This window comes from Streptomyces sp. NPDC043427 (assembly GCF_056436655.1).
In genome coordinates this window covers 77,337-100,818 of record NZ_JBWKCC010000029.1, presented here as the reverse complement: position 1 = coordinate 100,818, position 23,482 = coordinate 77,337, and the positions used below count along the sequence as shown (strand labels likewise).

At 71.4% G+C, this 23,482-nt stretch carries 19 protein-coding genes and 1 pseudogene; 15 read left to right on the top strand and 5 right to left on the bottom strand.

Going from position 1 to position 23,482, the window contains the following annotated elements:
- Nucleotides 1-174: 174 nt before the first annotated feature.
- The 4 genes from AC067M_RS34755 to AC067M_RS34740 all read left to right on the top strand — a co-directional run bounded on the left by AC067M_RS34755 (nt 175) and on the right by AC067M_RS34740 (nt 6,991).
- A complete protein-coding gene (locus AC067M_RS34755; RefSeq protein ID WP_478701014.1) occupies nt 175-1,689 on the top strand; it encodes a DUF4331 domain-containing protein in 1,515 nt (504 codons plus the stop codon).
- 130 nt (nt 1,690-1,819) lie between these two features.
- On the top strand, nt 1,820-3,613 hold the full coding sequence (locus AC067M_RS34750) for a tetratricopeptide repeat protein (protein WP_478701013.1): 1,794 nt from the start codon (nt 1,820-1,822) through the stop codon (nt 3,611-3,613).
- Nucleotides 3,610-5,340, top strand: coding sequence for an urease accessory protein UreH domain-containing protein (locus tag AC067M_RS34745; protein WP_478701012.1), 1,731 nt, complete (start codon nt 3,610-3,612; stop codon nt 5,338-5,340). The genes AC067M_RS34750 and AC067M_RS34745 overlap by 4 nt, the downstream gene beginning before the upstream one ends.
- Nucleotides 5,341-5,398: 58 nt before the next feature.
- Nucleotides 5,399-6,991, top strand: a complete 1,593-nt coding sequence (locus tag AC067M_RS34740; protein WP_478701011.1) for a serine/threonine-protein kinase — start codon at nt 5,399-5,401, stop codon at nt 6,989-6,991.
- Between the two features lie 3 nt (nt 6,992-6,994).
- On the opposite strand, the gene AC067M_RS34735 is transcribed toward AC067M_RS34740, so the two are convergent.
- Nucleotides 6,995-7,801, bottom strand: coding sequence for an SGNH/GDSL hydrolase family protein (locus tag AC067M_RS34735; protein ID WP_478701010.1), 807 nt, complete (start codon nt 7,799-7,801; stop codon nt 6,995-6,997).
- Between the two features lie 360 nt (nt 7,802-8,161).
- Here AC067M_RS34735 and AC067M_RS34730 point away from each other — a divergent pair, with 360 nt between their 5' ends.
- The 6 genes and pseudogenes from AC067M_RS34730 (at nt 8,162) to AC067M_RS34705 (ending at nt 16,591) form a co-directional block, all read left to right on the top strand.
- Nucleotides 8,162-8,482, top strand: coding sequence for a hypothetical protein (locus AC067M_RS34730; RefSeq protein ID WP_478701009.1), 321 nt, complete (start codon nt 8,162-8,164; stop codon nt 8,480-8,482).
- 1 nt (nt 8,483) lies between these two features.
- Nucleotides 8,484-9,578 carry a GNAT family N-acetyltransferase gene (locus AC067M_RS34725; protein WP_478701008.1) on the top strand — a complete coding sequence of 365 codons (1,095 nt, stop codon included), beginning with the start codon at nt 8,484-8,486 and terminating at the stop codon, nt 9,576-9,578.
- Nucleotides 9,579-9,971: 393 nt separating this feature from the next.
- Nucleotides 9,972-10,793, top strand: coding sequence for a glycosyltransferase family 2 protein (locus AC067M_RS34720; RefSeq protein ID WP_478701007.1), 822 nt, complete (start codon nt 9,972-9,974; stop codon nt 10,791-10,793).
- Nucleotides 10,790-11,770, top strand: a pseudogene (locus tag AC067M_RS34715) (glycosyltransferase family 2 protein); the annotation flags it as partial. The gene AC067M_RS34720 and the pseudogene AC067M_RS34715, both read left to right, overlap by 4 nt.
- A 326-nt stretch (nt 11,771-12,096) precedes the next feature.
- Nucleotides 12,097-12,897, top strand: coding sequence for a polysaccharide deacetylase family protein (locus AC067M_RS34710; RefSeq protein ID WP_478701006.1), 801 nt, complete (start codon nt 12,097-12,099; stop codon nt 12,895-12,897).
- Nucleotides 12,890-16,591: a lipopolysaccharide biosynthesis protein gene (locus tag AC067M_RS34705; RefSeq protein WP_478701005.1), complete on the top strand. Its 3,702-nt coding sequence runs from the start codon at nt 12,890-12,892 to the stop codon at nt 16,589-16,591. Before AC067M_RS34710 ends, AC067M_RS34705 begins: the two co-directional genes overlap by 8 nt.
- A gap of 25 nt (nt 16,592-16,616) precedes the next feature.
- Here AC067M_RS34705 and AC067M_RS34700 read toward each other — a convergent pair whose 3' ends face one another.
- The gene (locus tag AC067M_RS34700; RefSeq protein ID WP_478701051.1) at nt 16,617-18,032 is read right to left on the bottom strand and encodes a GH39 family glycosyl hydrolase; all 1,416 of its coding nucleotides are present in this window, start codon (nt 18,030-18,032) and stop codon (nt 16,617-16,619) included.
- Between the two features lie 173 nt (nt 18,033-18,205).
- On the opposite strand from AC067M_RS34700, the gene AC067M_RS34695 reads away from it, so the two are divergent.
- Both AC067M_RS34695 and AC067M_RS34690 read left to right on the top strand, forming a co-directional pair.
- Complete coding sequence (locus AC067M_RS34695; RefSeq protein ID WP_478701004.1) at nt 18,206-19,300, top strand: DUF5925 domain-containing protein; 1,095 nt, start codon at nt 18,206-18,208, stop codon at nt 19,298-19,300.
- A gap of 29 nt (nt 19,301-19,329) precedes the next feature.
- On the top strand, nt 19,330-20,103 hold the full coding sequence (locus AC067M_RS34690) for a DUF72 domain-containing protein (RefSeq protein WP_478701003.1): 774 nt from the start codon (nt 19,330-19,332) through the stop codon (nt 20,101-20,103).
- A 92-nt stretch (nt 20,104-20,195) separates the two neighbouring features.
- Here AC067M_RS34690 and AC067M_RS34685 read toward each other — a convergent pair whose 3' ends face one another.
- Nucleotides 20,196-20,567 carry a GntR family transcriptional regulator gene (locus AC067M_RS34685; protein WP_478701002.1) on the bottom strand — a complete coding sequence of 124 codons (372 nt, stop codon included), beginning with the start codon at nt 20,565-20,567 and terminating at the stop codon, nt 20,196-20,198.
- Between the two features lie 71 nt (nt 20,568-20,638).
- On the opposite strand from AC067M_RS34685, the gene AC067M_RS34680 reads away from it, so the two are divergent.
- Both AC067M_RS34680 and AC067M_RS34675 read left to right on the top strand, forming a co-directional pair.
- Entirely contained in the window at nt 20,639-21,568 is a 930-nt protein-coding gene (locus tag AC067M_RS34680) for an N-acetyltransferase family protein (RefSeq protein WP_478701001.1), read from the top strand.
- Nucleotides 21,549-22,058, top strand: a complete 510-nt coding sequence (locus AC067M_RS34675) for a ribonuclease FAU-1 family protein (protein ID WP_478701000.1) — start codon at nt 21,549-21,551, stop codon at nt 22,056-22,058. Before AC067M_RS34680 ends, AC067M_RS34675 begins: the two co-directional genes overlap by 20 nt.
- 22 nt (nt 22,059-22,080) lie before the next feature.
- Here AC067M_RS34675 and AC067M_RS34670 read toward each other — a convergent pair whose 3' ends face one another.
- Nucleotides 22,081-22,695 carry a class I SAM-dependent methyltransferase gene (locus AC067M_RS34670; RefSeq protein ID WP_478700999.1) on the bottom strand — a complete coding sequence of 205 codons (615 nt, stop codon included), beginning with the start codon at nt 22,693-22,695 and terminating at the stop codon, nt 22,081-22,083.
- Between the two features lie 163 nt (nt 22,696-22,858).
- On the opposite strand from AC067M_RS34670, the gene AC067M_RS34665 reads away from it, so the two are divergent.
- Complete coding sequence (locus tag AC067M_RS34665) at nt 22,859-22,993, top strand: hypothetical protein (protein ID WP_478700998.1); 135 nt, start codon at nt 22,859-22,861, stop codon at nt 22,991-22,993.
- Nucleotides 22,994-23,007: 14 nt separating this feature from the next.
- On the opposite strand, the gene AC067M_RS34660 is transcribed toward AC067M_RS34665, so the two are convergent.
- Nucleotides 23,008-23,469, bottom strand: coding sequence for a GNAT family N-acetyltransferase (locus AC067M_RS34660; protein WP_478700997.1), 462 nt, complete (start codon nt 23,467-23,469; stop codon nt 23,008-23,010).
- Nucleotides 23,470-23,482 lie beyond the last annotated feature (13 nt).

The window sequence follows — 23,482 nt, the reverse complement described above, 5'->3', positions numbered from 1 at the left end:
CGTCCCGCCACACCAGGCATTCGCAACGAACACACCTCCGGACGGGGTTACGGATCAGCGTGCCCCAAACGCGGGTGGAAGAAAGAAAAAAAGTTTTTCGCCTCGGACCAATCCGATCGGCCTTCCGCTGCGTATCACTGTCCGTCAGGCAAGTTGGCAATGAGGACGGACGGCATGACACCTACTTCCAAGCGCGGCCCGGGACGCCGGAGCGTCGCAACTCTCATCTCCGGAGCGCTGGCCGCTGGAGGGCTCGCGGCAGCCGGCGTCTCCGCGCTGGAACCGCAGGCGGCCTCCGCCTCCAGCCACCGGGAGGCTCCGCTGATCTCGGGGACCCCCCAGTACGACAACACGGACGTGTACGCCTTCGTGAGCCCGGACAAGCCGGACTCGACGACGGTCGTCGCGAACTGGATCCCCTTCGAGGAGCCGGCCGGCGGCCCGAACTTCTTCCCGTTCGCCGAGGACGCCCAGTACGACATCAACATCGACAACAACGGTGACGCCAAGGAAGACCTGATCTTCCGGTACACGTTCAAGACGCACGTCAAGAACAAGAAGACGTTCCTGTACAACACGGGCGCGGTCGAGAGCCTGGACGACCCCGACCTGAACGTGACGCAGACGTACGACCTCGAGCTGATCAAGCTGAAGAAGGGGTACCAGGTCTCGAAGACGAGGGTCGCCTCCGACGTCCCCGTGGCGCCGTCGAACGTCGGCAAGGCGTCGATGCCTGACTACGCGAAGCTGCGTCAGCAGGCGGTGTACAAGCTGCACAACGGCACGCAGACCTTCGCCGGGCAGGCCGACGACCCGTTCTTCCTTGACCTGCGCGTCTTCGACCTGCTGTACGGCGGGAACCTCTCCGAGGTCGGCAACGACACGCTCAAGGGCTACAACGTCAACTCGATCGCGCTGCAGATCCCGACCCAGCTGATCACCGAGTCGATGCACCAGCCGATCGTGGGCATCTGGTCGACGACGCAGCGGCAGAACGCCCGCGGCGAGTACAAGCAGGTCTCGCGCCTGGGCAACCCGCTGGTCAACGAGGTCGTCAACCCCATCAAGGACAAGGACAAGTTCAACGCGTCCGAGCCGAAGGACGACGGCCAGTTCCTGAAGAACGTCACCAACCCCGAGCTGCCGAAGCTCATCGAGGCGATCTACAAGATCAAGGCGCCGGCCGAGCCGCGCAACGACCTCGTCGACGTGTTCCTGAAGGGCGTCAAGGGCCTCAACCAGCCGCCGTACGTGACGCCGTCGGAGCAGCTGCGTCTCAACACCTCGATCAAGCCGAGCGCCAGCCCCAAGCGGCTCGGCGTCCTCGACGGCGACAACGCGGGCTTCCCGAACGGCCGTCGCCTCACCGACGACGTGATCGACGCCTCGCTGCAGGTCGTCGAGGGTGAGCTGCTGGGCGCGAAGAACGACCTGGGCGACGCGGTCGACAAGAACGACAAGGAATTCGAGAAGTACTTCCCGTACGTCGCGCTGCCGACCGAGGGTTCGCGTGGTGCGCTCGCCAAGGGCACCGGCGAGGCCGCCACCCGCAGCCAGCTCGGCGACGCGCTGACCCCGGCCGGCGAAGACACCACGCTGATCGCCGCCTCGGCGGGCGCCGGCGCGGCCGGTGTCCTGCTGATCGGCACGGGCCTCATGTGGTGGCGTCGCCGGAACCGGGCGTACTAGAGCCGGATCCGCACGCCCGATGACTGGCGCGGCCCGCACATCCAATCCCCCACGGTGCGGGCCGCGCCGCAATCCCCCCACACACAGCAACCCAGCTCGTTGATCCACCCCAGGCGACCGAGGAGAGGGCATGTCCCCGCGCACCAACGACGACGCACCGGAGCGGGCTCCCGGCACCCCGCCGGCCACCCCGGCACCGGAAGCCGCGGAGAGCGTCGACATGCCGTCTCCGGAACACACCGCCGAACACGAGCACTTCGCGGCAGGGACGGCGGAGGCCGAGCCTGCCGCACGGGCCGAGGACGACGCCGCGGAGGCCGAGGTCGGGGCCGAGGTCGACCAAGACGCACAGGAGAGCGCCGCCGCGGCCGTCGAGGGGCGCATCGCGGCCGGTCACGCCGTGAGCGCCGGCGAACGTCCGGAGGCGGAGGCCGGTGCGGGCAGCGCGGCCCGCGTCGGTGGATACCCGGTCGCAGCCGGTGCGAACAGCGCGAACCGCGCCGACGAGCGCCCGGCCCCGGAGGCCACCGCAGCCCCCGAGTCCGCCGACGAGCGGGTCGTCGCCGTACGGCGGGTCGCCGCTGCCGGGCGGCGGTGGCGGCGGGCTCAGTTGTTCGGGTGTGCGGCTCTGTTGGCCGTGGGGCTCACGGCGGGGGCGATCGCGATCGGGGCCGCGCGGGACAGCGGGGGCGCCGTGCCGGTGTCCGCGGCGGGAGCCGTCTCGCCGGCGTTGCTCGGCAGCGGGGACCTGGACGCGAGCATCACCGCCCTGCAGACGCATCTCAAGGGCCAGCCGAAGGACTTCGGCGGCTGGGCCACTCTCGGTCTCGCCTACGTGGAGCAGGCCCGCACCAAGGGCGACCCCTCGCGTTACCCGCAGGCCGAGAAGGCGCTGAAGCACTCCCTGGAGCTGCGGCCCGACAACGACCAGGCCCTGGCCGGCCGCGCCGCGCTCGCCGCCGCCCGCCATGACTTCGCCGGCGCCCTGAAGTACGCCGACCAGGCCCTCGAGCAGAACCCGTACAGCGAACGCGCCCTGTCCTCCCGTATCGACGCCCTCGTCGAACTCGGCCGCTACGACGACGCCGCGAAGGCCGCCGACACCGCCGACGAACGGCGCCCCGGCGTCCCGGTCTTCACCCGGTACGCGTACGTGCGTGAACTGCGCGGCGACGTGAAGACGGCCGAGCGGGTCCTGAAGCAGGCGCTCGCCGGCTCCACCACCCCGGGAGACATCGCGTACGTCGCCTGCCAGCTCGGCCAACTCTCCTGGAACCAGGGCGACTACGACACGGCCCTCACCTACTTCGCGCGCGCCCTCGCCGCCGACGAGAACTACCTCCCCGCCCTCGAGGGCCGCGCCCGCGCGCAGGCCGCGAGCGGAGACAGCGCGGAGGCGATCAAGGGCATGGAACAGGTCGTCTCCCGCTACCCGCTCCCCGGCCCGCTCGTCGTCCTCGGCGAGCTCTACGAGGAGCGCGGCAAGGCCGGCGACAAGGACAAGGCCCGCGACCAGTACACCCTCGTCGACGCCTGGACGGCCCTCGCCCGGGCCAACGGCGTCAACGCCGACCTCGACACCGCGCTCGCCGCCGCCGACCACGGCGACCGGGCGACGGCCCTGCGCGCGGCCCGCGCCGACTGGGCCCGCCGGCACACCGTGCACACGGCGGACGCCCTCGCCTGGGCCCTGCACGTCAACGGCAAGGACGAGGAAGCCCTCCCCTACGCCCGGCAGGCCACGGCCACCGGTTACCGCAACGCCGCGTTCCTCTATCACCGCGGCATCATCGAACGCGCCACGGGCCACACCAAGGACGCCCGCACCCACCTCACGGCGGCCCTGAAGCTGAACCCCGGCTTCTCGCCCCTGGGTGCCCGCGAGGCCCGCGGCGCGCTGAAGACGCTGGAGGCGGACAAGTGAGCCCCCGTCGTTTGTTCACCTCCTGCGCGGCCGTCCTGACGGCCGGGTGCGCGCTCGTGCTCGTCCCTTCCGCGACCGCGAGCGCGCACCCCTTGGGCAACTTCACCGTCAACCGCTACGACGGACTCGTCGCCGCCCCCGGTCAGCTCCGCGTCCAGCACGTCGAGGACCTCGCCGAGATCCCCGCCACCCAGGCCCAGCCGGACATCAAGCGTCTCGGCATGACGGAGTGGGCGAAGCAGCGGTGCGCGAGCGCCGCTGAGGGCAGCGAGGTCACCGTCGACGGCCGCCCCGTCGCCCTCACCGTCACGAGCAGCGAGGCACAGGTACGTCCGGGCCAGGCGAGCCTCGACACCCTGCGCGTGGAGTGCCGGATGACGGCCCCGCTGCCCGAGGACGACACCGTCGCCCTCGGCTTCCACGGCGCGGGCGCCTCCTCGGGGCCGGGCTGGCGGGAGATCACCGCGCGCGGCGACCGGATGACGCTCACCGCGTCGGACGTACCGAAGAAGTCGGTCTCGCGCGAACTCACCGCTTACCCCGAGGAGTTGCTCTCCTCCCCCGCCGACACCGCGGCCGCGTCCCTGCGGCTGCGTCCCGGCGGTCCGGCCCTCGCCGAGGAGGACGGCGCGGCGCCCGCCGCGTCCGTGCTGCCGCGCGGCGCCGACCGCTGGACCCGCGCCCTCGACGACCTGGTCTCCCGGCAGGACCTCACCGTCGGCTTCGCCGCCCTGGCCCTCCTCATCGCGATCGGCCTGGGCGCGATGCACGCGCTCGCCCCGGGCCACGGCAAGACCATCATGGCCGCGACTGCGGCCGCCCGCGGCGGCAAGGCCCGCCTCAAGGACGTCCTGCCGATGGCCGCGTCGGTGACGGTCACCCACACCCTCGGCGTCGTCGCCCTCGGCCTCCTCGTGACGGCCGGTTCGGCGGCCGCCCCGTCGGTCATCGCCTGGCTGGGCCTCGCGAGCGGCGCGCTGGTCCTCCTGGCGGGAGTGACCCTCGTACGACGGGCCTGGCGAAGCCGGAGCCACGGGCACACCCATGGGCACGGCGGGCACGGGCACACCCACGACCACGATCACGACCACGGCGGGCACGGGCATGACCACCCGCACCCGCACGACCACAGCCACGACCACACACCCTCACGCCGGCCCGCCGACACCCCCGACCGCGACCTGGCCCTGGTCGGCGCCCACCCCCACGCCACCTCCACCACCACGCTCACAAAAGCCCCCGCGCCCACTCACGAGCACGACCACGATCACGACCACAGCCACGATCACGACCACAGCCACGATCACGACCACAGCCACCACAAGCACCCTCACACCGTCGAACACACCCACGGCGGCATCACCCACACCCACGCCACCGCCCCCACCCTCCGCGGCACGATCCTCCTCGGCTTCGCCGGTGGGCTCGTGCCCAGTCCCTCCGCCGTGGTCGTGCTCGTCGGCGCCGCGGCGATGGGCAAGGCGTGGTTCGGGCTGCTGCTGGTGCTCGCGTACGGCATCGGTCTCGCCCTCACGCTCACCGCGGCCGGAGTCGCGGTGGTGAAGCTGGGCACCACGATGAACCGCCTGCTGGACCGGGGCTCGCGCTGGAGCTCCGGCCGGGCGGTGACGCTGCTGCGCACGGGCACCCCCGTGGTGTCCGCGCTGGTCGTCGTGGCGCTCGGGGTCGGATTGGTGCTCAAGGGGGCGGCATCCGTCCTGGGCTGAGCTACTTTTGGGGAGGTATTGGCCGGGATGCGAACCGGAATGCGAAATGGGGGCGCCGGTGTCCGAAGAACCGGGCAGTGAACGTCTGATCGCGGGCCGCTACCGTCTCCTCACTCCGCTCGGCGAGGGCGGCATGGGGACGGTGTGGCGGGCCCGCGACGAGGTGCTGCACCGCGAGGTCGCCGTCAAGGAGGTGCGGGCCCCGGCCGGGCTGCCGATTTCGGACGTCGAGCGACTGTACGCCCGCCTGGAGCGCGAGGCGTGGGCCGCGGCCCGGGTCGCCAACCGCAACGTGGTGACGGTGTACGACGTGGCCACGCAGGACGGCCGCCCGTGGATCGTCATGGAGCTGGTCCGGGGTGTCTCGCTGGCCGATCAGCTGGACGCCGAGGGCCCGCTCACCCCGCAGCACGCCGCGCACGTCGGCGCCGAGGTGCTGGCCGCGCTGCGCGCCGCGCACGAGGCGGGGGTGCTGCACCGGGACGTGAAACCGGCCAACGTGCTGCTCTCGAACGACGGCCGGGTGGTGCTCACCGACTTCGGTATCGCGACGGTCGAGGGCACCTCCGCGCTGACCATGACCGGCGAGGTCATCGGCTCCCCCGAGTTCCTCGCCCCGGAGCGGGCGCTGGGCCGCACGCCGGGCCCCGAGTCGGACCTGTGGTCGCTCGGCGTACTGCTGTACGCGGCGGTGGAGGGCAACTCCCCGTTCCGCCACGACACCCCGCTCAGCACGCTGCGCGCGATCGTCGACGAGGAGCTGCCGCCGCCACGCCTGGCCGGTCCGCTGACCCCCGTCATCGAGGGGCTGCTGCGCAAGGATCCGGCCGAGCGCCTGCCCGGCGACCGGGCGGAACAGGAGCTGCGCGTGGTCGCGGCGGGCGGCCGGCCGAGCGCGGACACGGCCCGGACGGTACCGGCGTACGCGCCCACGGTCGCTGGTCCCTCCACCACCACGCGGCAGGGGCCGCCGACGCCATCGCGTCCGGTTCCCGCGGTCGGGCCGGACCGGCCGGAGCGCGACCGCCGCTCCGCCGTCGTGCTGGTCGCCGGGGTGACCGTCCTGGCGCTGGCGATCGCGGGGCTGACGTACGCGCTGCTGAACAGCGACGGCGACGGCGACGGCGGCCGCAAGGGCACCACCAACAGTCAGAGCGGTGGGGTCGTCTCCCCGACCCCGACCCCGACCCCGGAGAAGAGCACGGCGGACACGGAGAAGGCCAGTCCCACGCCCAGCCCGACCAGGAGCAGCGAGTCACCGGCGCCGCAGACCGTGAAGGTGAGCCTCGCGGGAACGCGCACGGACTACTCCGGCAGCTGTCCGCCCCCGAGCGGTGAGGCACCGTCGTTCACGGCCACCTTCACGGTCGGGCGGCTGCCCGCGGAGGTCGACTACCGCTGGGTGACGAAGGACGGCGAGGTCTCCGACCCGGGCTGGAAGACCCTGTCGTTCCCCTCGGGCGGCGGGAAGTCGAAGCAGGACACCGTGAGCGTGACGACGAACGCCGGGAGCGGGACGTTCCGCAACGAGATCAGTGTCGAGGTACGCGACCCGGTGCAGACGACGTCCACGTCGGTGCCGTTCTCCCTCACCTGCGAGACGGAGACCCCGACGGACGGGGCCTCCCCCTCGACGTCGCCCTCTGACTGAGGGTCAGGCGGCGTTCGTCAGGACCGGCAGGTAGCCGCCCGACTGCCCGGCGGCGGTCGGGTGGTAGGACTCGCCGACGCTGAGCCAGCTGACGCTGTGCAGCCAGGAGTTGCCCGAGCAGATCTCGTGCCCGGTGAAGGTGGTGCGCACGTCACCGAAGGTGAAGCCGTGGTCGGCGGCGCGCTTGGCGACGGCGGTGTCGAGGTAGTCGGCCGCGTCGTTGATGGCCTTGCGCTTGGTCTCGGACAGACCGAGGCAGGTGGTGCCGAGCTTGTAGAAGCGGGGGTAGCCGATGACGACCACCTCGGCGTCGGGGGCTTTGGCGCTGATCGCCGAGTAGACCTTGTCGAGCTTGCCGGGCAGCGTCGAGTCGACGTACGTCCGGGCGGTGTTGATGCGCGAGACACATGCGCTGTCGGACTGCAGGACACAGGTCGTCATGACGTCGGCGAAGCCGGCGTCGTTGCCGCCGATGGTGATCGAGACGAGACCGGTGGTGGAGTTGAGGCCGCCGAGCTGACTCGCCAGAACATCATCCGTTCGGGCGCCCGAGCATGCGGCGAACGTGAACGACGAGGGTGAGTGGGCGGCGTTCCAGAGGTAGGGGAACGCCTTCGTGCTGCGCTTGCAGTCACCGCTGGAGCTGATGTAGCTGCCGGAGCCGACTCCCGAGGAATAGGAGTCGCCGAGCGCCACATAGCCGCCGGATGCTGCGAGTTGGGATGCCTGCGCCGCGGTGGCCCCGGTGAGGGCGGTGGCGGCGGCGAGGAGGATCGAGCCCAGGAACAGGGCAAGTCGGGAACGTCTCATGGAGCCTCCCTTTAGCAGGATCTCTGCCCCAACTGTCGTAGCAACTACGCACATTGACGGGAAGTGTCCATGCCAATTATTTCCCTATGAACCGATCTGATGCCCGGTCGGCCGGGAACGAGCGGGGGCGTTCGCCGCATCTTGACGCCCGCCGCGGGGCTGCGCCACATTGAAGCCCGGCATCCGGCGCTTCGGGGGGCAAAGTCGCCAATGCAGACCATACGGTTCAAGACAGGTTCAACAGGCTCAACAGGTTCACCAGGTGCAACAGGTGCGAAAGCTGCACCGGATGGCGCCGCGAGGGCGCGACCGGGGCCGGGGAAGGACCTGTCGCCGCTTCTCGCGGGTGCCGCGACGGCCGTGGGGGCGGTCGGCGCGATCCTCGCGTTCACCGGCTCGGACTCTCCCCTGCGTGGCCCCCTCATCCTGTTCTTCCTGCTCGCCGCTCCGGCGAGCGCCCTCGCCGCCGCCCTGTCCGGGCTGGATCCGTTCGGTCGCCTGCTCGCCGCCGTCGCGGGCGCGGTCGTCGCCAACATGCTGGTGGCCCAGGGCATGCTGGCCGTGCACCGGTGGTCGGTACACGGCGGGATCGCGGCCGTGACCGCGATCAGCGCGCTCATTCTCCTGCTGGTTCTGGTACGGCGGCTGCGCGGCCGTACGGTGAGAAGACAGGGCTCCTGACGTGGACATCACCGTGTACCGCCCCGGCGAACTGGGCGCCGCGGACCGGGCGGCGTGGACGGCCATGCAGTCCAAGGCCCATCTGCACGGCTCGCCCGAGCTGGCGAACCCCTTCCTGTCCCCCGAGTTCGCGCTCGCGGTGGGACGCTGCAGACGTGGCGTGCGCATAGCGGTGGTGCGTGAGGACGGCGAACCGACGGCCTTCTTCCCGTTCCAGCGATCCCCCGCCGGTGTCGGCCGGGCCGTCGGCCTCGGCGTCTCGGACGCACAGGGCCTGGTGCACCGCCCCGGGTTCACCTGGGACGCCAGGGAGCTGCTGCGGGCCTGCGGCCTGGCCGTATGGGAGTTCGACCATCTGGTGGAGGGCCAGGAGCCGTTCGAGGCGGGAGCCTCCAGCACCTTCCCGTCCCCGGTCATGGACGTCGACCAGGGCTACGAGGTGTATCTGAGCCAACTGCGCGCCCGGTCGCCGAAGTTCACCCGCTCGACGCTCGCCAAGGAGCGCAAGCTGGGACGGGACGCCGAGGACGTGCGCTACGTCCACGACGAGCGCGATCCGGCCGCCCTGAGCACCCTGATGGACTGGAAGTCCGCGCAGTACCGCCGGACGGGGCGCAGCGACCGCTTCGCCCACGAGTGGATCACCCGGCTGGTGCAGCAGCTCTTCCACACCCGCTCCGAGCCGTTCGCCGGCATCCTGTCGGTGCTGTACGCGGACGGCAAGCCGGTCGCGGCCCACTTCGGACTGCGCACGGAGCGGGTGCTCGCCTGCTGGTTCCCGGCGTACGACCCGGCGTACTCGAAGTACTCGCCGGGGCTGATCCTGCATCTGCGCATGGCCGAGGCGGCCGCCGCCGACGGCATCGCGTACCTGGATCTCGGCCGGGGCCAGAAGGAGTACAAGGACTCCCTGAAGACACGCGAGATCGCCGTGTCCGAGGGGTGGGTGACGCGTCGTCACCCGGTCGCGCTGGGACACCGGGCACGCCGTGCCCCGGTCCGGGCGCTGCGCAACACGGTGCTGTCCCGTCCGGAGCTGTTCGCACCGGCGGACAGAATGCTCAAAAAGCTGGGAAAGATCCGTTCCCGGAACTGATCGACAACTCGGCTCAAACCGGCAAAAACGTGAGGCTTGATTCCAGGTCTTGCCATACAGGTTCAATCGTCAATACCGTCATACATCTCACCCGCATCGGACAGTTGTCACCACGGCCCAGGGGAGGGAAACCAAGGGGCCACGACGGCTTCTTCGGCGTGGGGCGCGGTAGGGGGGTGCCGTGCTCGGTGACCGCACATGGTGACCGGGCCGTGCCGCGCGACCGGCTGCCGTTTTCCGGGGCCGGCCAGCTTTGCCAACTCACCCGGCGTGCGCGCAGCGAGCAGTCGCGCCATGCCGCGTACGCGTTGGGTGAGAACCCCCCTTTCGAACCGGACACAGAACCGGACCGCCCGGGGGCGGGCGGTCCACCGGACGAGAGGGACCAGACTCATGAGCTCCGTTCTGCACCCGGCCGGTACCGGCCGGGATTCCATGACCGCCGGTCAGTACCGGCCGATCTCCTCGCACCTGGCCATCACTCCGCCGGTGAGCGTGGTGATCCCGGCCATGAACGAGGCGGAGAACCTTCCGTACGTCTTCAAGACCCTGCCGGACTGGATACACGAAGTGGTCCTGGTGGACGGCAACTCCACCGACGACACCGTCGAGGTCGCGCGTGATCTGTGGCCCGGCGTGAAGGTCGTCGAGCAGCGCGGCAGCGGCAAGGGGGACGCCCTGATCACCGGGTTCGAGGCGTGCAGCGGCGACATCATCGTGATGGTCGACGCGGACGGCTCGGCCGACGGCAACGAGATCGTGTCGTACGTCTCCGCCCTCGTCTCGGGCGCGGACTTCGCCAAGGGCTCCCGCTTCGCCAACGGCGGCGGCACCGACGACATGACCTTCATCCGCAAGGTGGGCAACCGCGCCCTGTGCGCGGTCGTCAACCGCAAGTTCGGCGCCCGTTACACCGACCTCTGCTACGGCTACAACGCGTTCTGGCGGCACTGCCTCGACAAGATCGACCTGGACTGCACCGGCTTCGAGGTCGAGACCCTGATGAACATCCGGGTGGTCAAGGCGGGGCTGAGGGTGCAGGAGATCCCCAGCCACGAGTACCTGCGCATCCACGGTGCCAGCAATCTGCGGGCGGTGCGGGACGGCCTGCGGGTGCTCAAGGTGATCCTCAAGGAGCGGTCGAACCGGCGGGCCCTGCGCCGGCAGGCCCACCAGGCGCGGATGCTCGCCTCGGTCCGGGGAGAGGTGTCTTGAGCGGTCCCGACATCTCCGTCGTGATCTGCGTCTACACCGAGCACCGCTGGGAGGACATCCTCGCGGCGGTCTCCTCGGTGCGGGCGCAATCGCGTCCCGCGCTGGAGACGCTCCTTGTCGTCGACCACAACCCGGCGCTCCTGGACCGGCTGGCGAAGGAGTACAAGGAGCACCAGGAGTCCGGCCAGGTGCGGGTGCTCGCCAACGCGGGCCCCCGCGGCCTGTCCGCCGGCCGCAACACCGGAATCGCCGCCTCCCTCGGTGACGTCGTCGCGTTCCTCGACGACGACGCCGTGGCCGAGCGGCACTGGCTGCGCCACTTCGCCGAGGGCTACGCCGACCCGCGCGTCATGGCGGTCGGCGGCCGTACGGTGCCGATCTGGGCGTCGGGTCGCCGACCCGCCTGGTTCCCCGAGGAGTTCGACTGGGTCGTCGGCTGCACCTACCGGGGCCTGCCTCCGGGCCGTGTCCGCGTCCGCAACGTCCTCGGTGGCAACGCCTCGTTCCGGCGTACGGCGTTCGACGCGGCGGGCGGCTTCGCCACCGGCATCGGTCGTGACGGCGACAAACGGCCGCTGGGCTGCGAGGAGACGGAGCTGTGCATCCGCCTCACCCGCGCCCGGCCCGACGCGGTCCTGCTGATCGACGACCGCGCGGTGATCCACCACCGGGTGCCCGAGGCCCGCGAGCACTTCGGGTACTTCCGCACCCGCGCCTACGCCGAGGGCCTGTCCAAGGCGCTGGTGGCCCGCAGCGTCGGCGCCGACAAGGGCCTGGAGTCGGAACGCCGGTACACCACCCGCGTACTCCCGGCCGGGGTGGCGCGCGGCCTGCGCGACGCGCTGCTGGCGCGTCCCGGGGGCGTACACAGGGCCGGTGCCATCGTCGCCGGCGTGCTCACGGCGGCCGGTGGGTACGTCGTGGGCACTGTCCGGGCCCGCCGCGGCGGGGCCACGTTCTCGGTGGCGCGTATCGAGGTGGCAACGGTGGCGGGCGAAGCAGTCACGGGGCAGTCCGACGCGAGGAAAACCTCCTCGCGACAGGGCAACACGTGGCAAGGCGACACAGAGGAAACCCTCGCGCGGCAGGCCCCCACGGCCGCGACAAAGCCCATCGCACGGCACGCCCCCACGACGCAAAACCTCGCCCGACAGGGCAACACGTGGCAAGGCGACACGGAGGAAAACCTCCTCGCGCGGCAGGCCCCCGCGGCCACGACGGAGCCCCTCGTGCCGCAGGCCGGTGCGGAGGATGCCCTCGTGAGGGAAGCCGACGCGAGGGGCGAGGATCGAGGGGGACGCAGATGAGCGACGCACCGGTGCCGATTCTCATGTACCACTCCGTCGCGGCCGACCCGAACGACGCCACCCGCGTCCTGTCGGTCGCGCCCGAGGCGTTCGCCGAGCAGATGGCGCTCATCGGGGACCTGGGGCACACCCCGCTGACCACGGCGGACCTGGCCGCGCGCTGGCGCTCCGGGCGGCCACTGCCCGAGCGCCCGGTGCTGATCACCTTCGACGACGGCTACGCGGGCGTGCACCGGCACGCCCTGCCCGTCCTCGCAAAGCACGGCTTCCCGGCGACCCTCTTCGTCTCGACCGGCTGGCTGCGGGGCGAGCACGACATGGGCGGCGGCCTGGACACCATGCTCGACTGGGACCAGGTGCGCGCCCTCGCGGCCGCGGACGTCGAGATCGGCGGACACAGCCACACCCACCCACAGCTCGACCAGCTCGGCGACGCCACGCTCCGCGCCGAGCTGACCCGCTGCCGGGACATCGTCGCCGACGAACTGGGTGCCCTGCCCGTGTCGTTCGCCTACCCGTACGGCTACTCCAGCCGCCGGGTGCGCCAGGCGGTGCGCCAACAGGGGTTCGCCCAGGCACTCGTCGTCGGCAACGACCTCGCCCGCCGCGGCCAGGGGCCGTACGCCCTGCGCCGCGTGACGGTGCGCCGCACCACCGGCACGGAGGAGTTCGAGCGGCTGGTCGAAGGCCGTTCGATCGCCCGCGCCTTCGCCCGGGACCGTGCCCTCACCCAGGGGTACGCCGTGGTCCGCAGAGCCCGCCAGATCCGCCGGAAGGCCGAACGATCCCGTGTCTGACACGACGACCACACCCCAGGCGGCGTCGAGCGTGACCGAGGCGCCCGAGCAGCGGCGGGGACGCCGGCTGCGCCTGCCCGGCCGGGGCAAGTCCCCGGGCCCCCAGGCCGGCGGCAACCAGTTGTTCCGCAACGCCTACGCCCTGATGCTCAACACCGGCATCTCGGCGGTGCTGGGGCTGGGCTTCTGGCTGGCCGCCGCCCGTTACTACTCCGAGTCGGCGGTCGGCCAGGGCTCCGCCGCGATCGCCGCGATGAAGCTCCTGGCGGGCCTGACCGCGGTGACCCTGACCGGCGCGCTGGCCCGCTTCATCCCCATCGCCGGGCGGGCCACGGGCCGCCTGATCTTCCGGACGTACGCCGGGAGTTCGCTGGTCGTGGCGCTGGCGGCGGGGGGCTTCCTGCTGACGCTGGACGTGTGGGGGCCGTCGTACCGCTTCCTGCACGGTCCGGTCAACGGCCTGGGCTTCGTCCTCGCGATCGTCGCCTGGAACCTGCTCACGCTTCAGGACGGTGTGCTGACCGGGCTGCGCAACGCGCTGTGGGTGCCGGTCGGCAACACCGTGTTCTCCGCGGTGAAGCTGGCGCTGCTGGTCGCCTTCGCGGTGGCGATCCCCACGACCGGTGTCTTCGTGTCGTGGGTCGCGGCGATCGCCTTCTCCGTGCTGCCGCTGGGCTGGCTGGTGTTCCGGCGCCTGGTGCCCCGGCACGTCGAGGCGACCGAGGACCACGCGAAGACGCCGTCCCTGAGGGAGATCGGCCGGTTCCTCGCAGGCGACTACACCGGCTCCCTGTTCTCGCTCGCGGTGGTCTACCTGGTCCCGGTGATCGTGGCCGCGCAGGTCAGTTCCGAGGACAACGCGTACTTCTACATCACCACCACCATCGGCGGCACGGTCAACCTCCTCGCCATCAACATGGGCGCCTCCCTCACGGTGGAGGGCTCGCACGATCCGGGCCGGCTGTCCGCGAACACACGGGCGGCCCTCAAGCGCATGGCGCGGATCATGCTGCCGGTCGCCGGGGTGCTGTTCGTCGGGGCACCGTGGATCCTCGGCGTGTTCGGCTCGGGCTACGCCGACGCGGCGACCCCGCTGCTGCGCTGGTTCGCGGTCGGCGCGGTGCTGCGGGTCGTCATGGAGACGTACTTCGCGGTGCTGCGCGCCCAGAGCCGCACCGGCGGACTGGCCTGGCTGCAGGGCCTGTTGTGTGTGCTGGTGCTCGGTCTGACGCTGCTGCTGCTCCCCCGCATGGGCCTGGTCGGCGCGGGCGTCGCCGAGATCTCCTCGCTCGCGGTGATCGTCGCGATCGCCGCGCCCAAGCTGTACCGGACCGTCCGGGCCGCACCGGCCGTCCCCGAGGACGCGCCGCCCGACGGGGACCTCGCCGACCTGGGGGCGCGCGAGGCCCCAGGGGGCCGGTCCGGCTGGGCATCCGACAGCGACACCCTCGCCCTGGGCGTCCACGTCGACTTCGAGCACCTGGAACGACGCCCCGACGTCCGCCCCGGCCCGGGCACCCCGCCCACCGGCGTCCCCGCGGTGCCCACCTGGGCACGGCGGGCCGAAACAGACGTGGACGCGCCCTTCGCGGACGAGCGGGAGGTCGTACGGGAAGACGCGCCCGTACCGGAAGAGGTACCGGTGTCCGAGGAGCCACCTCCTCCGTCGAGCGAGCGTCTGCTGCCCACCCGGCTCGGTGTGCTGCTCGGCTGTCTGCTGACGGCCGGGCTGCTGCTCTACTGGGTGCCCGCGTCACGCCTCGGTGACGCCGACCTGGACGGGATGGGCGGGCTGGGCCTGATCTCGGTGCTGCCGCTGCCGACACTGGTCGGGGCGGCGCTGCTGGTCGCGGTGTTCGCCTCGCTGCTGTGGCTGCGCCGGGAGCACCGGGCGCTGCTGCTGGTCACGCTGCTCGCGACGGTCGTGTCGCTGCATGCGCTGCCCGCCGTGATCGAGACCGAGCCGCGCTTCGCGACCGCCTGGCAGCATCTCGGGTTCCTCGACTTCATCGACCGGAGCGGATCCGCCGTACCCGATCTGGACGCCCGCTGGAGCTGGCCGGGCTTCTTCGCGGCGGCCGCGTTCGTGCTGAGGGCCTGCGGGGTCACCGACCTCGCCGAGGTGATCCGCTGGTGGCCGCTGACCGTCCAGTTGCTGTATCTCGCCCCGATGTTCCTCCTTGTACGCTCGATGCGGGCGAGCTGGCGGGCGAAGTGGACCGGCATCTGGGTCTTCGTGCTCAGCGGCTGGGTCGGCCAGGACTACTTCTCCCCGCAGGGCTTCACCTACCTGCTCTACCTGGCCTTCGTCGCGATCCTGCTCGTGTGGTTCCGTGCGCCGGGCGTGATCTGGACGAGGCGGCGGCCCGGCGAGGTCGAGGTCGAACCGACGAACCGGCGCCAGAAGGCCGTGCTCCTCGCCGTGGTGATCGGCCTGTTCGCGGCGAGCGTCCCGGCCCACCAGCTCACCCCGTTCGTGATGCTGGGCGTCCTCGCGGTCCTCGTCCTGGTCGGCCGGTCCGAACTGCGCGGTCTGCCCCTGCTGTTCGGCGTGCTGGTCGCGGTGTGGGTGGGCTTCATGGCCGAGCCGTACTGGTCAGGACACTTCGACGAACTCTTCGGCGGGGTCGGCGGCGTCGGCGGCAACGTGTCGTCGTCGGTGTCGGGCCGTATCGAGGGCGGCAGTTCGACGCACAAGCTGGTGCTGTACACGCGCGTGCTGCTGGCCGGCGGGGTGATGGCGTTCGCCTGCTGGGGGTGGTGGCGCCGCCGCTTCCACCAGTACCGAGAGCGGTCGCTGCTCGTGCTGACCTTCGTCCCGTTCCTGGGCTTCGGCATGCAGTCGTACGGCGGCGAGATGGCCCTGCGTGTCTTCATGTTCGCCCTGCCCGGCGCGGCCCTGCTCGCCGCCCTCGCGCTCTTCCCCCGCACCGGCGTCACCGCTGAGGAACGCGACAAGGACCGCGCGAGCCTCGCCCCGCTGGCCGCCCTCATGGCAGGGCTGATCCTCATGGGCGGCTTCCTGGTGGCCCGCTGGGGCAACGAGCCCTTCGAGCGGATCCGGCCCGGCGAGGTCGCCGCCATGGACTACGTGTACGCCCACGACGACCCGACCGTGCGCCTGCTGTGGCTGAGCAACGACACGGTGACCAACGTGACGCCGGCGATGCCGTGGGGCGCGAAGGACATGGAGAAGGTGCAGTACGTGCCCACGCTCGCCCCCAGCGACCCGGTGCTGGTGTCGGGCCTGGTCAAGGCGCTCAAGGACGCGGGACCGAACTCGTATCTGATGATCAACCGCAGCCAGGTCACCTATCTCCAGCTGGACGTGGGCTACTCGCAGGCGTGGGAGCCGCGGCTGGTGCGGAACCTGGACAAGCGGCAGGAGCTGAAGAAGGTTTTCGTCAACGACGACGTGACCATGTACGCGTTGCGCGAACAGCCCGAAGGCAAGGTGGCGAAGGCCGACCCCGGGCCGATCGGGCCGCAGGTCACCTGGACGCCCTGGTCGGTCGTCGGGGCGCTCGCCGCTCTCGCGCTGGTCGTGCTGCTGACGGCGCGCGAGGTGGTCCGGGTCGCGGCGCGGTCGGGTGTGCGGCAAGTGCGCTGGTTGCAGAGCAGCTTCTGGTTCTCGCTGCCGCTGCTGGCGGTGCTGTTGGCCTCACTGGTGCAGCGGTTCATGACCATGAAGTAGGCCGGTTGGCTGGTGGCTCACCGGTTCACCGGGTGAGCCACTTCACCTCGTACGCCTGCATCGCGAACCGCTTGCCGTCCACACGGGCGCTGATGGGCCGGCCCAGGGTGTTGACCACCAGCACCACCCGGCCCGTCGCGAGCACCCGGACGTTGGGGACGTCGTCCGCGGCGACGGAGACCGTCTCGTAGTCCGTCGCCGGCGGGAACTCCTCGCTGAAGCGCGAGACCAGGTCGTACATGGGCAGCTTCGTCCCGCCGTCGCCGCTGTCGGTGGGCGTCCACAGGCAGCCCGGGCAGGCGGGGCCCTGCTCCTCCTCCGGGTTCCAGTAGAAGCCCGAGGAGGCGCCGCCCTTCACCATGGCGATCATTCCGGCGGCCTGGACGGCGACGCGGCGGGACTCGGACCAGCCCTTGCGGTCGTCGTTGCCGTCAGCGGGCTCGACGTAGTACTCGGCCCACCACAGCGGCAGATCGCCCGTCTGCCGCCGCACCCACCGGCCGACGGCCGTGAGCTTGTCGGTGGCGGCGAACTCGTTCGGCAGCAGCTCGTCGTCCTTGGTGTAGCTGGAACCGTCGACGACGACGAAGTCGGCACCCGCCTTGTTCCTGTTCCAGTAGGCGAAGGCGTCGAGGACCCGCTGGTCCATCGCGCCCCAGGCGCCTTTGAAGGTCTTCGAGGCCTCGGGCGCGCGCGGGTCGAGACTGTCCATCACCAGGTACGGGCCGCCGACCAGGATGTCGGGGTTCACCTTCTTCAACGCCCGGTGGATCTGGTTGTACAGCCGGGTGTAACCCTCGTAGTCCCAGCGGCCCGCCGCGTTGTTCCAAAAGCCCTTGAACTCGTTCCAGACGATGAAGTGGCGCACGTCCGGATAGCGCTTGGCGACGGTCGCGGCGAGCGCCGCGAAGTCCGCGTAGTGCTCGGGCTCGGGCGCGGTCTCCAGCGCGGCCTGGCTCCAGTCGGTGCGGCCGGCGCCCGACCTGCCGCCCTTCATCCAGTCCGGTGCGCAGCACAGGGTGATGACCGGGGTGGCGCCGGAGGCCCGCATGAAGTCGACACGGCGGTCCAGGGCGGCGAAGTCGTAACGCCCCTTCACCGGCTCCGGGTTGTCGGCGCCCCAGCCCATGATGTGCTGGTTCTGCGGCAGCGGGACCTTCTTCAGCAGCCCCCCGGCCCGCTCGGTGGCCGGGCCGCTGCCCTCGTCGGCGCTGAACTGGGTGTGCGTGAAGCCCCAGCCCACGTCCGGTTCCGGCAGCTGGGTCGACGGGGTGACAGGTGTGCCGTGCACCTTGTCGCCGTCTCGCGTGGTGCCGGTGCTGTCGTCACCGGGCAGCATGTTGAGCAGCGTCACCAGCAGGGCGAGAGCGGCCACGCCGACACCGAGCAGCGCGGTGAGCCGCCACCGTCCAGCCCCCGAATTCCACCCATGACGTCCCATCATGGACAACAGTAGCGGCGGGCGGCGGCCAACGGCAGGGCGCGTGGGCGCACGGGTCGGTAACAGGGAGAGGACGCGGAGGAGGCGTGCGCGACGAGGGGAACACGCTCGACACGCCACAGGCAGCCGGGAAACCGGGTGCGCACGGGCGCCGCGTGCCGGATCATGGCCGCATGTCCGCGCACCCGCACGACGCCCTGCCGATCCGGCTCAACGTCGACGACTCCGACTCCCCGTCCGATGTCGTCGACGCCCTGTTCCTCGGCCGCTTCGCGACGGGCGAGCAGCCGTTCTCGCACGCGGCGAACATCGACCGCGTACGCTCCGGCGCGACCCTGGTGCCCCCACAGGCACGGGTGCTGCGCGTCGCCCGCGACGACGACCGCAGCGCGACCCTGGCGGAGGGCGACGGCTGGACGCTGCTGGTCTCCCGCTGGAACCGGGGCGCCGACGTCACGGTGACCGCGACCAGCGCCGAACTCGCCGCGAAGGTCCTCGACGAGGCGACGGACGGCGCGGCCGACGAGCCCGAACCGCAGCCGGAGAACGTGACGATGGGCTTCTGGTACGTGTCCCCCAGGCGGGGCCCGCACCGTACGACCCGTCAGATCTCCGCCGGCACCTGGGACGAGGTGCGGCAGAACTACACCGCCCCCGTCGCCGACGCGATGGACCACCTGATGGGGACCACCCCGGAGGACATCGCCGGCCGACTGCTCCTGCTGCACGGCCCGCCCGGCACCGGCAAGACCTCGGCGCTGCGCACCCTCGCCCGCTCCTGGCGGGACTGGTGCCAGGTCGACTGCGTACTGGACCCCGAGCGGCTCTTCTCCGACGTGGGCTATCTGATGGACATCGCGATCGGCGAGGAGGACGCCACGGGCAAGGGCCGCTGGCGGCTGCTCCTGCTGGAGGACTGCGACGAGCTGATCCGCGGGGAGGCCAAGCACACGGCGGGCCAGGCCCTCTCACGCCTGCTGAACCTGACCGACGGCCTGCTCGGCCAGGGCCGCAACGTCCTCGTCGGCGTCACCACCAACGAGGACCTGGAGCGCCTGCATCCCGCCGTCGTCCGCCCCGGCCGCTGCCTGGCCCGCATCGAGGTCGGCCCGCTGACCCGCCGGGAGGCGGTGGACTGGCTGGGCACCGAGGAGGGCGTCGGCCCCGAGGGGGCCACCCTGGCCGAGCTGTACGCGCTGCGCCGGGGCACGTCCCCGACGTCACTGCCGGAGCCGCGGGGCCGCGCGGACGCGGGGCTGTACCTGTAGGTGCCCGCGCACGGTGCTTTGATGGATGTATGACCCTGTTCGTCGGTACGTCGGGGTGGCAGTACAAGGACTGGCGGGACGTCCTGTACCCGGCCGGCACACCCCTGCGGCTGTGGCTGGAGGAGTACACGGCGCACTTCGCCACGGTCGAGATCAACAACGCGTTCTACCGGCTGCCGTCCCGCGAGACGTTCGAGTCCTGGCGGGACCGGGTGCCCGGAGACTTCGTGGTCGCGGTCAAGGCGAGCCGCTACCTCACCCACATCAAGCGGCTACGGGATTCCGAGGAGCCGGTGCACCGCCTGATGACCCACGCGGCGGGCCTCGGCGCCCGCCTCGGCCCGGTGCTGCTCCAGCTCCCGCCCAACCTCCAGGTGGACGCGGCACTGCTGGACACCTGCCTGTCCCACTTCCCCTCCGGCACCCGGATCGCGGTCGAGCCACGCCACGAGTCCTGGTGGACACCCGAGGTGCGGGCCGTCCTGGAGTCCCGCGGCGCGGCCCTGTGCTGGGCCGACGTCCGCGCCCGCCCCGCGACACCCCTCTGGCGCACCACCGACTGGGGCTACGTCCGCTTCCACCAGGGCCGCGCCCGCTCCTGGCCCCGCTACGGCCGCCGCTCCCTGGAAACCTGGATCGACCGCATCGCCACGACCTGGCCGGACACCGGCGAGGTCTACACCTACTTCAACAACGACCCCCACGGCGCGGCGGTGGCGGACGCGGTGGTGTTCGGGAGGGCGGCAAGAAGGGCGGGCTTGACAGTGACGAGGACACCGGAGTCGGTGCCGACGGCAGGTTGACCGTCCCTCTCCGCCGCAACGGCTCTCCACCACGACGACACACTCCGGCGGTGCCGAACCCGGCTCAGCCCCACCCGACGACGCACCGCACCTCACCCCTCCCGGTAAGCCGCCCGCAGGGCATCCCGCACAGCGGCAAGCGCCGCATCCTCCCCGAGCCCCAGACGCCGGACACGCTCGGCATATCCCTGTGCAGCCAGCGCGGCTTCCCGCTCCGCCGCCGACCCCGCCGCCGCGACGAACGTCCCGTTGCGCCCCCGCGTCTCGATCACCCCGTCGCTCTCCAGCGCCCGGTACGCCTTGGCGACCGTGTTCGCCGCCAGCCCCAGCGACTCGGCCAGACCCCGCACCGTGGGCAACCGGTACCCGACCGGCAGCGCCCCCGACCGCGCCTGCTCGGCGATCTGCGCCCGCACCTGCTCGTAGGGCGGTGCGCTGTCATTGATGTGGATCTTCAACGTCACGGACTGATTCTCCCGTACCCGCGGGAAAATGGGAGGCACCCGAGCACGCCCCCCACGTAACGTGCGCCGTCATGACCGTCATCGTGCGCGATCTGCGCCCCGAGGTACCGGCCGACGCCGAGGGCTTCGTCAGAGTCCGGCGGCTGGCCCTGCCCTTCATGGTGGCCACCCCGGAGTCCGTGGTCCACAACCTCACCCATGCCCACCCCGACGCCCGCTTCCGCCAGCTCCTCGCCGAGGCGGACGGCGAGATCATCGGCACGGCCCAGGTCGGTCTCGCCCATGACAGCCCGGAGCCGGGCAGGGGCTACCTGAACGTGTACACGCACCCCGGGCACCTTCGGCGGGGCGCGGGCAGCCTCCTGACCCGCGTCGGCGAGGAGCACCTGGCCGCGCTCGGGGCCACCCGGCTGTTCGCCTGGGTCCTGGACGAGCCGGGCAACCGCGCCTTCGCCGAAGGGCACGGCTACAAGGCAAGTCGCTCCGCCCACTTCCTCCGCCTCGACCTGGCGAACGGCACGCTGCCGCCGCTCCAGGACCCGCCGCCCGGTGTCGAACTGCGCATCGCCGCCGACTTCGCGGACGACCCGCGCCCCCTGTTCGAGCTGGACGCGGAGACGACATCGGACGAACCGAGCGACATCGGCGCCGAGTTCACGGACTACGAGGCGTGGATCGAGGAGGTTTGGAAGCACCCGCTCCTCGACCGCGAGCTGACCACGGTGGCCGTCGCCGAGGGCCGTCCCGTCGCCTTCACTCTGGCCCGGACGGACGGCGCGACCCGCTACTCCAGCGGCATGACCGGCACGGCCCGCGCCTACCGCGGCCGGGGCCTGGCCAAGCTTGCCAAGACCCACTCCCTGCACCGCGCCCGCGCCCAGGGGTACACGGACGCGTACACCGGCAACGACACCGGCAACGACCCCATGCTCGCCATCAACAAGTGGCTCGGCTACGAGATCTGCGCGACGGAGGTGCGCTATGCCCGCGAACTCGCCTGACCCGTCCGCCCCCGCCCCGCTCATCGACGTCGTCCTCGTCAAGGCCGGCCGTACGAAGATCCGTTACCCCGCGGAACTGCTCCGGGACGACGGCACGCGGATCGTCGTCCGCGCGCCCTTCGCGGGCGGCTCCGTCCGCGACTTCGGCTTCGTCCGCTTCGAGCCCGGTGACGTCTTCACGGAGTACTACTGGCGGGACCGCTGGTACGCGGTCATGGAGGTGCGCGACCCCGACGGCGTGCTGAAGGGCTGGTACTGCGACATCGCCCGCCCCGCCACCCTCTCCGGCGGCGAGCTGGTCGTCGAGGACCTCGACCTGGACCTGTGGCGCTCCGCCGACGGCACGGACGTACGACGGCTGGACGAGGACGAGTTCGAGGAGAGCGGCCTCACGGAGACGGACCCTGAGGCCGCGGCCGCGGCGGTGGCGGCCCTCGACGAACTGGAGACGCTGGCGCGCGGGACGGACTTCGAGGCACTGCTGGCGTAAGCCGAGGGGGCAGGGGGCACCCTCAGACCGTCGCCACCACCGCATACCGCTCGTCCTCCATCGCCTTCCCCCACAACCGCGCGTCGTGCGCCAGCGGCTCCACGCGCACGTCCTCGGCGAGCGGCGCGACCAGTTCGGTGAGCCGGTCGGCGGGTATGCCGACCGGGCTGACCGTCCCCCACACCCCCTCGACCAGGACGAGCCGCCCTCCCGGCCGCAACAGCCCGCGCCAGTGCCGGAGCACGCGGGCCGGGTCGGGCAGCGTCCACAGGACGTGCCGTACGAGCACCACGTCGAAGAGCTGCTCGCCCACCGGCGGTGCCGCCGCGTCACCGCACAGGAACACCGCGTCACGACCGGCGAGCTTGGCGCGGGCGAGGTCCACCATGGCGGGCGACAGATCCACTCCGGTCACCCGGTGCCCGCGCTCGGCAGCGAGGAGCGACAGGCTGCCGGTACCGCAGCCGAGGTCGAGGAGGTCGCAGGGGCGCTCGGGAAGCCAGGCCCGGAGCCGATCCGCCCAGGCGGCGCGCACGATCGGGTCGCGCAGACCGTGGTCGGGCTCGTCGTCGAAGGTGATGGCCTGGGCGTCCCAGTCCACACGCACCGTACTCGTTACATCACTGTCGTCACTCATACGACAAGAGTGCCTGCCACCACTGACAACCGGTTGAACCCCCGAATCCACAGCCTAATCGTGACAACCGCCACTGACAGAACAGGGGTCGATGAGGAACCCTCCCGGAAAGGGTCTACCTCCGTGACAGCGCGGAACCCGGTAGCCCCTGAAGGAGGCAGCCATGCGCCGCATGACAGTGCAGAAGCCCCTGAAGAAGACGGAGAGCCGCCGGGTCCGCGAGGAGGCCGACGAGCACCCCGCCGGGCGCCCCGAGGTGCGCAAGGACATCGCACGCACCTGGTGGCCGGACGGCTGACCCCATGAGACGGGTCAGCCCAGTCGCTTGCGGTAGTGGATCCGGTCGTAGGGCCCGTCCACGCGACGCTCCACGACCTCATAGCCGTACTTCGGGTAGATCTTCTGGTTTTCCCACATCATCGCGTTCGTGTAGAGCCTGACTTCAGGTAGCCCCGAGGCCCGCGCCCGCTCGTCCACGAACCCCAACAGCCGCCGCCCGACGCCCTTCCCATGGGCGTCGGGCCGCACGGCGATGCTGTCGAGGAACAGGTGGTCCTCGAACTCCTCCACCACGACGAGCCCGACCACGCCCCCGGCCGGGCCCTCTTCCGCGACGAACACCTTCCCCGCGGCCACGTTCGCCGCGTGGTCCGCCTCCATGGGCACCGGAACGCGCCCGATGCGCTCGATGTAGTGCCGGTAGGCGGCATCGGTGATGTCCTTGACGGCCTGCACGTCGGCGGCGACGGCCACCCGGATCTCCACGTCGGTCATGCTCAGCACCGTA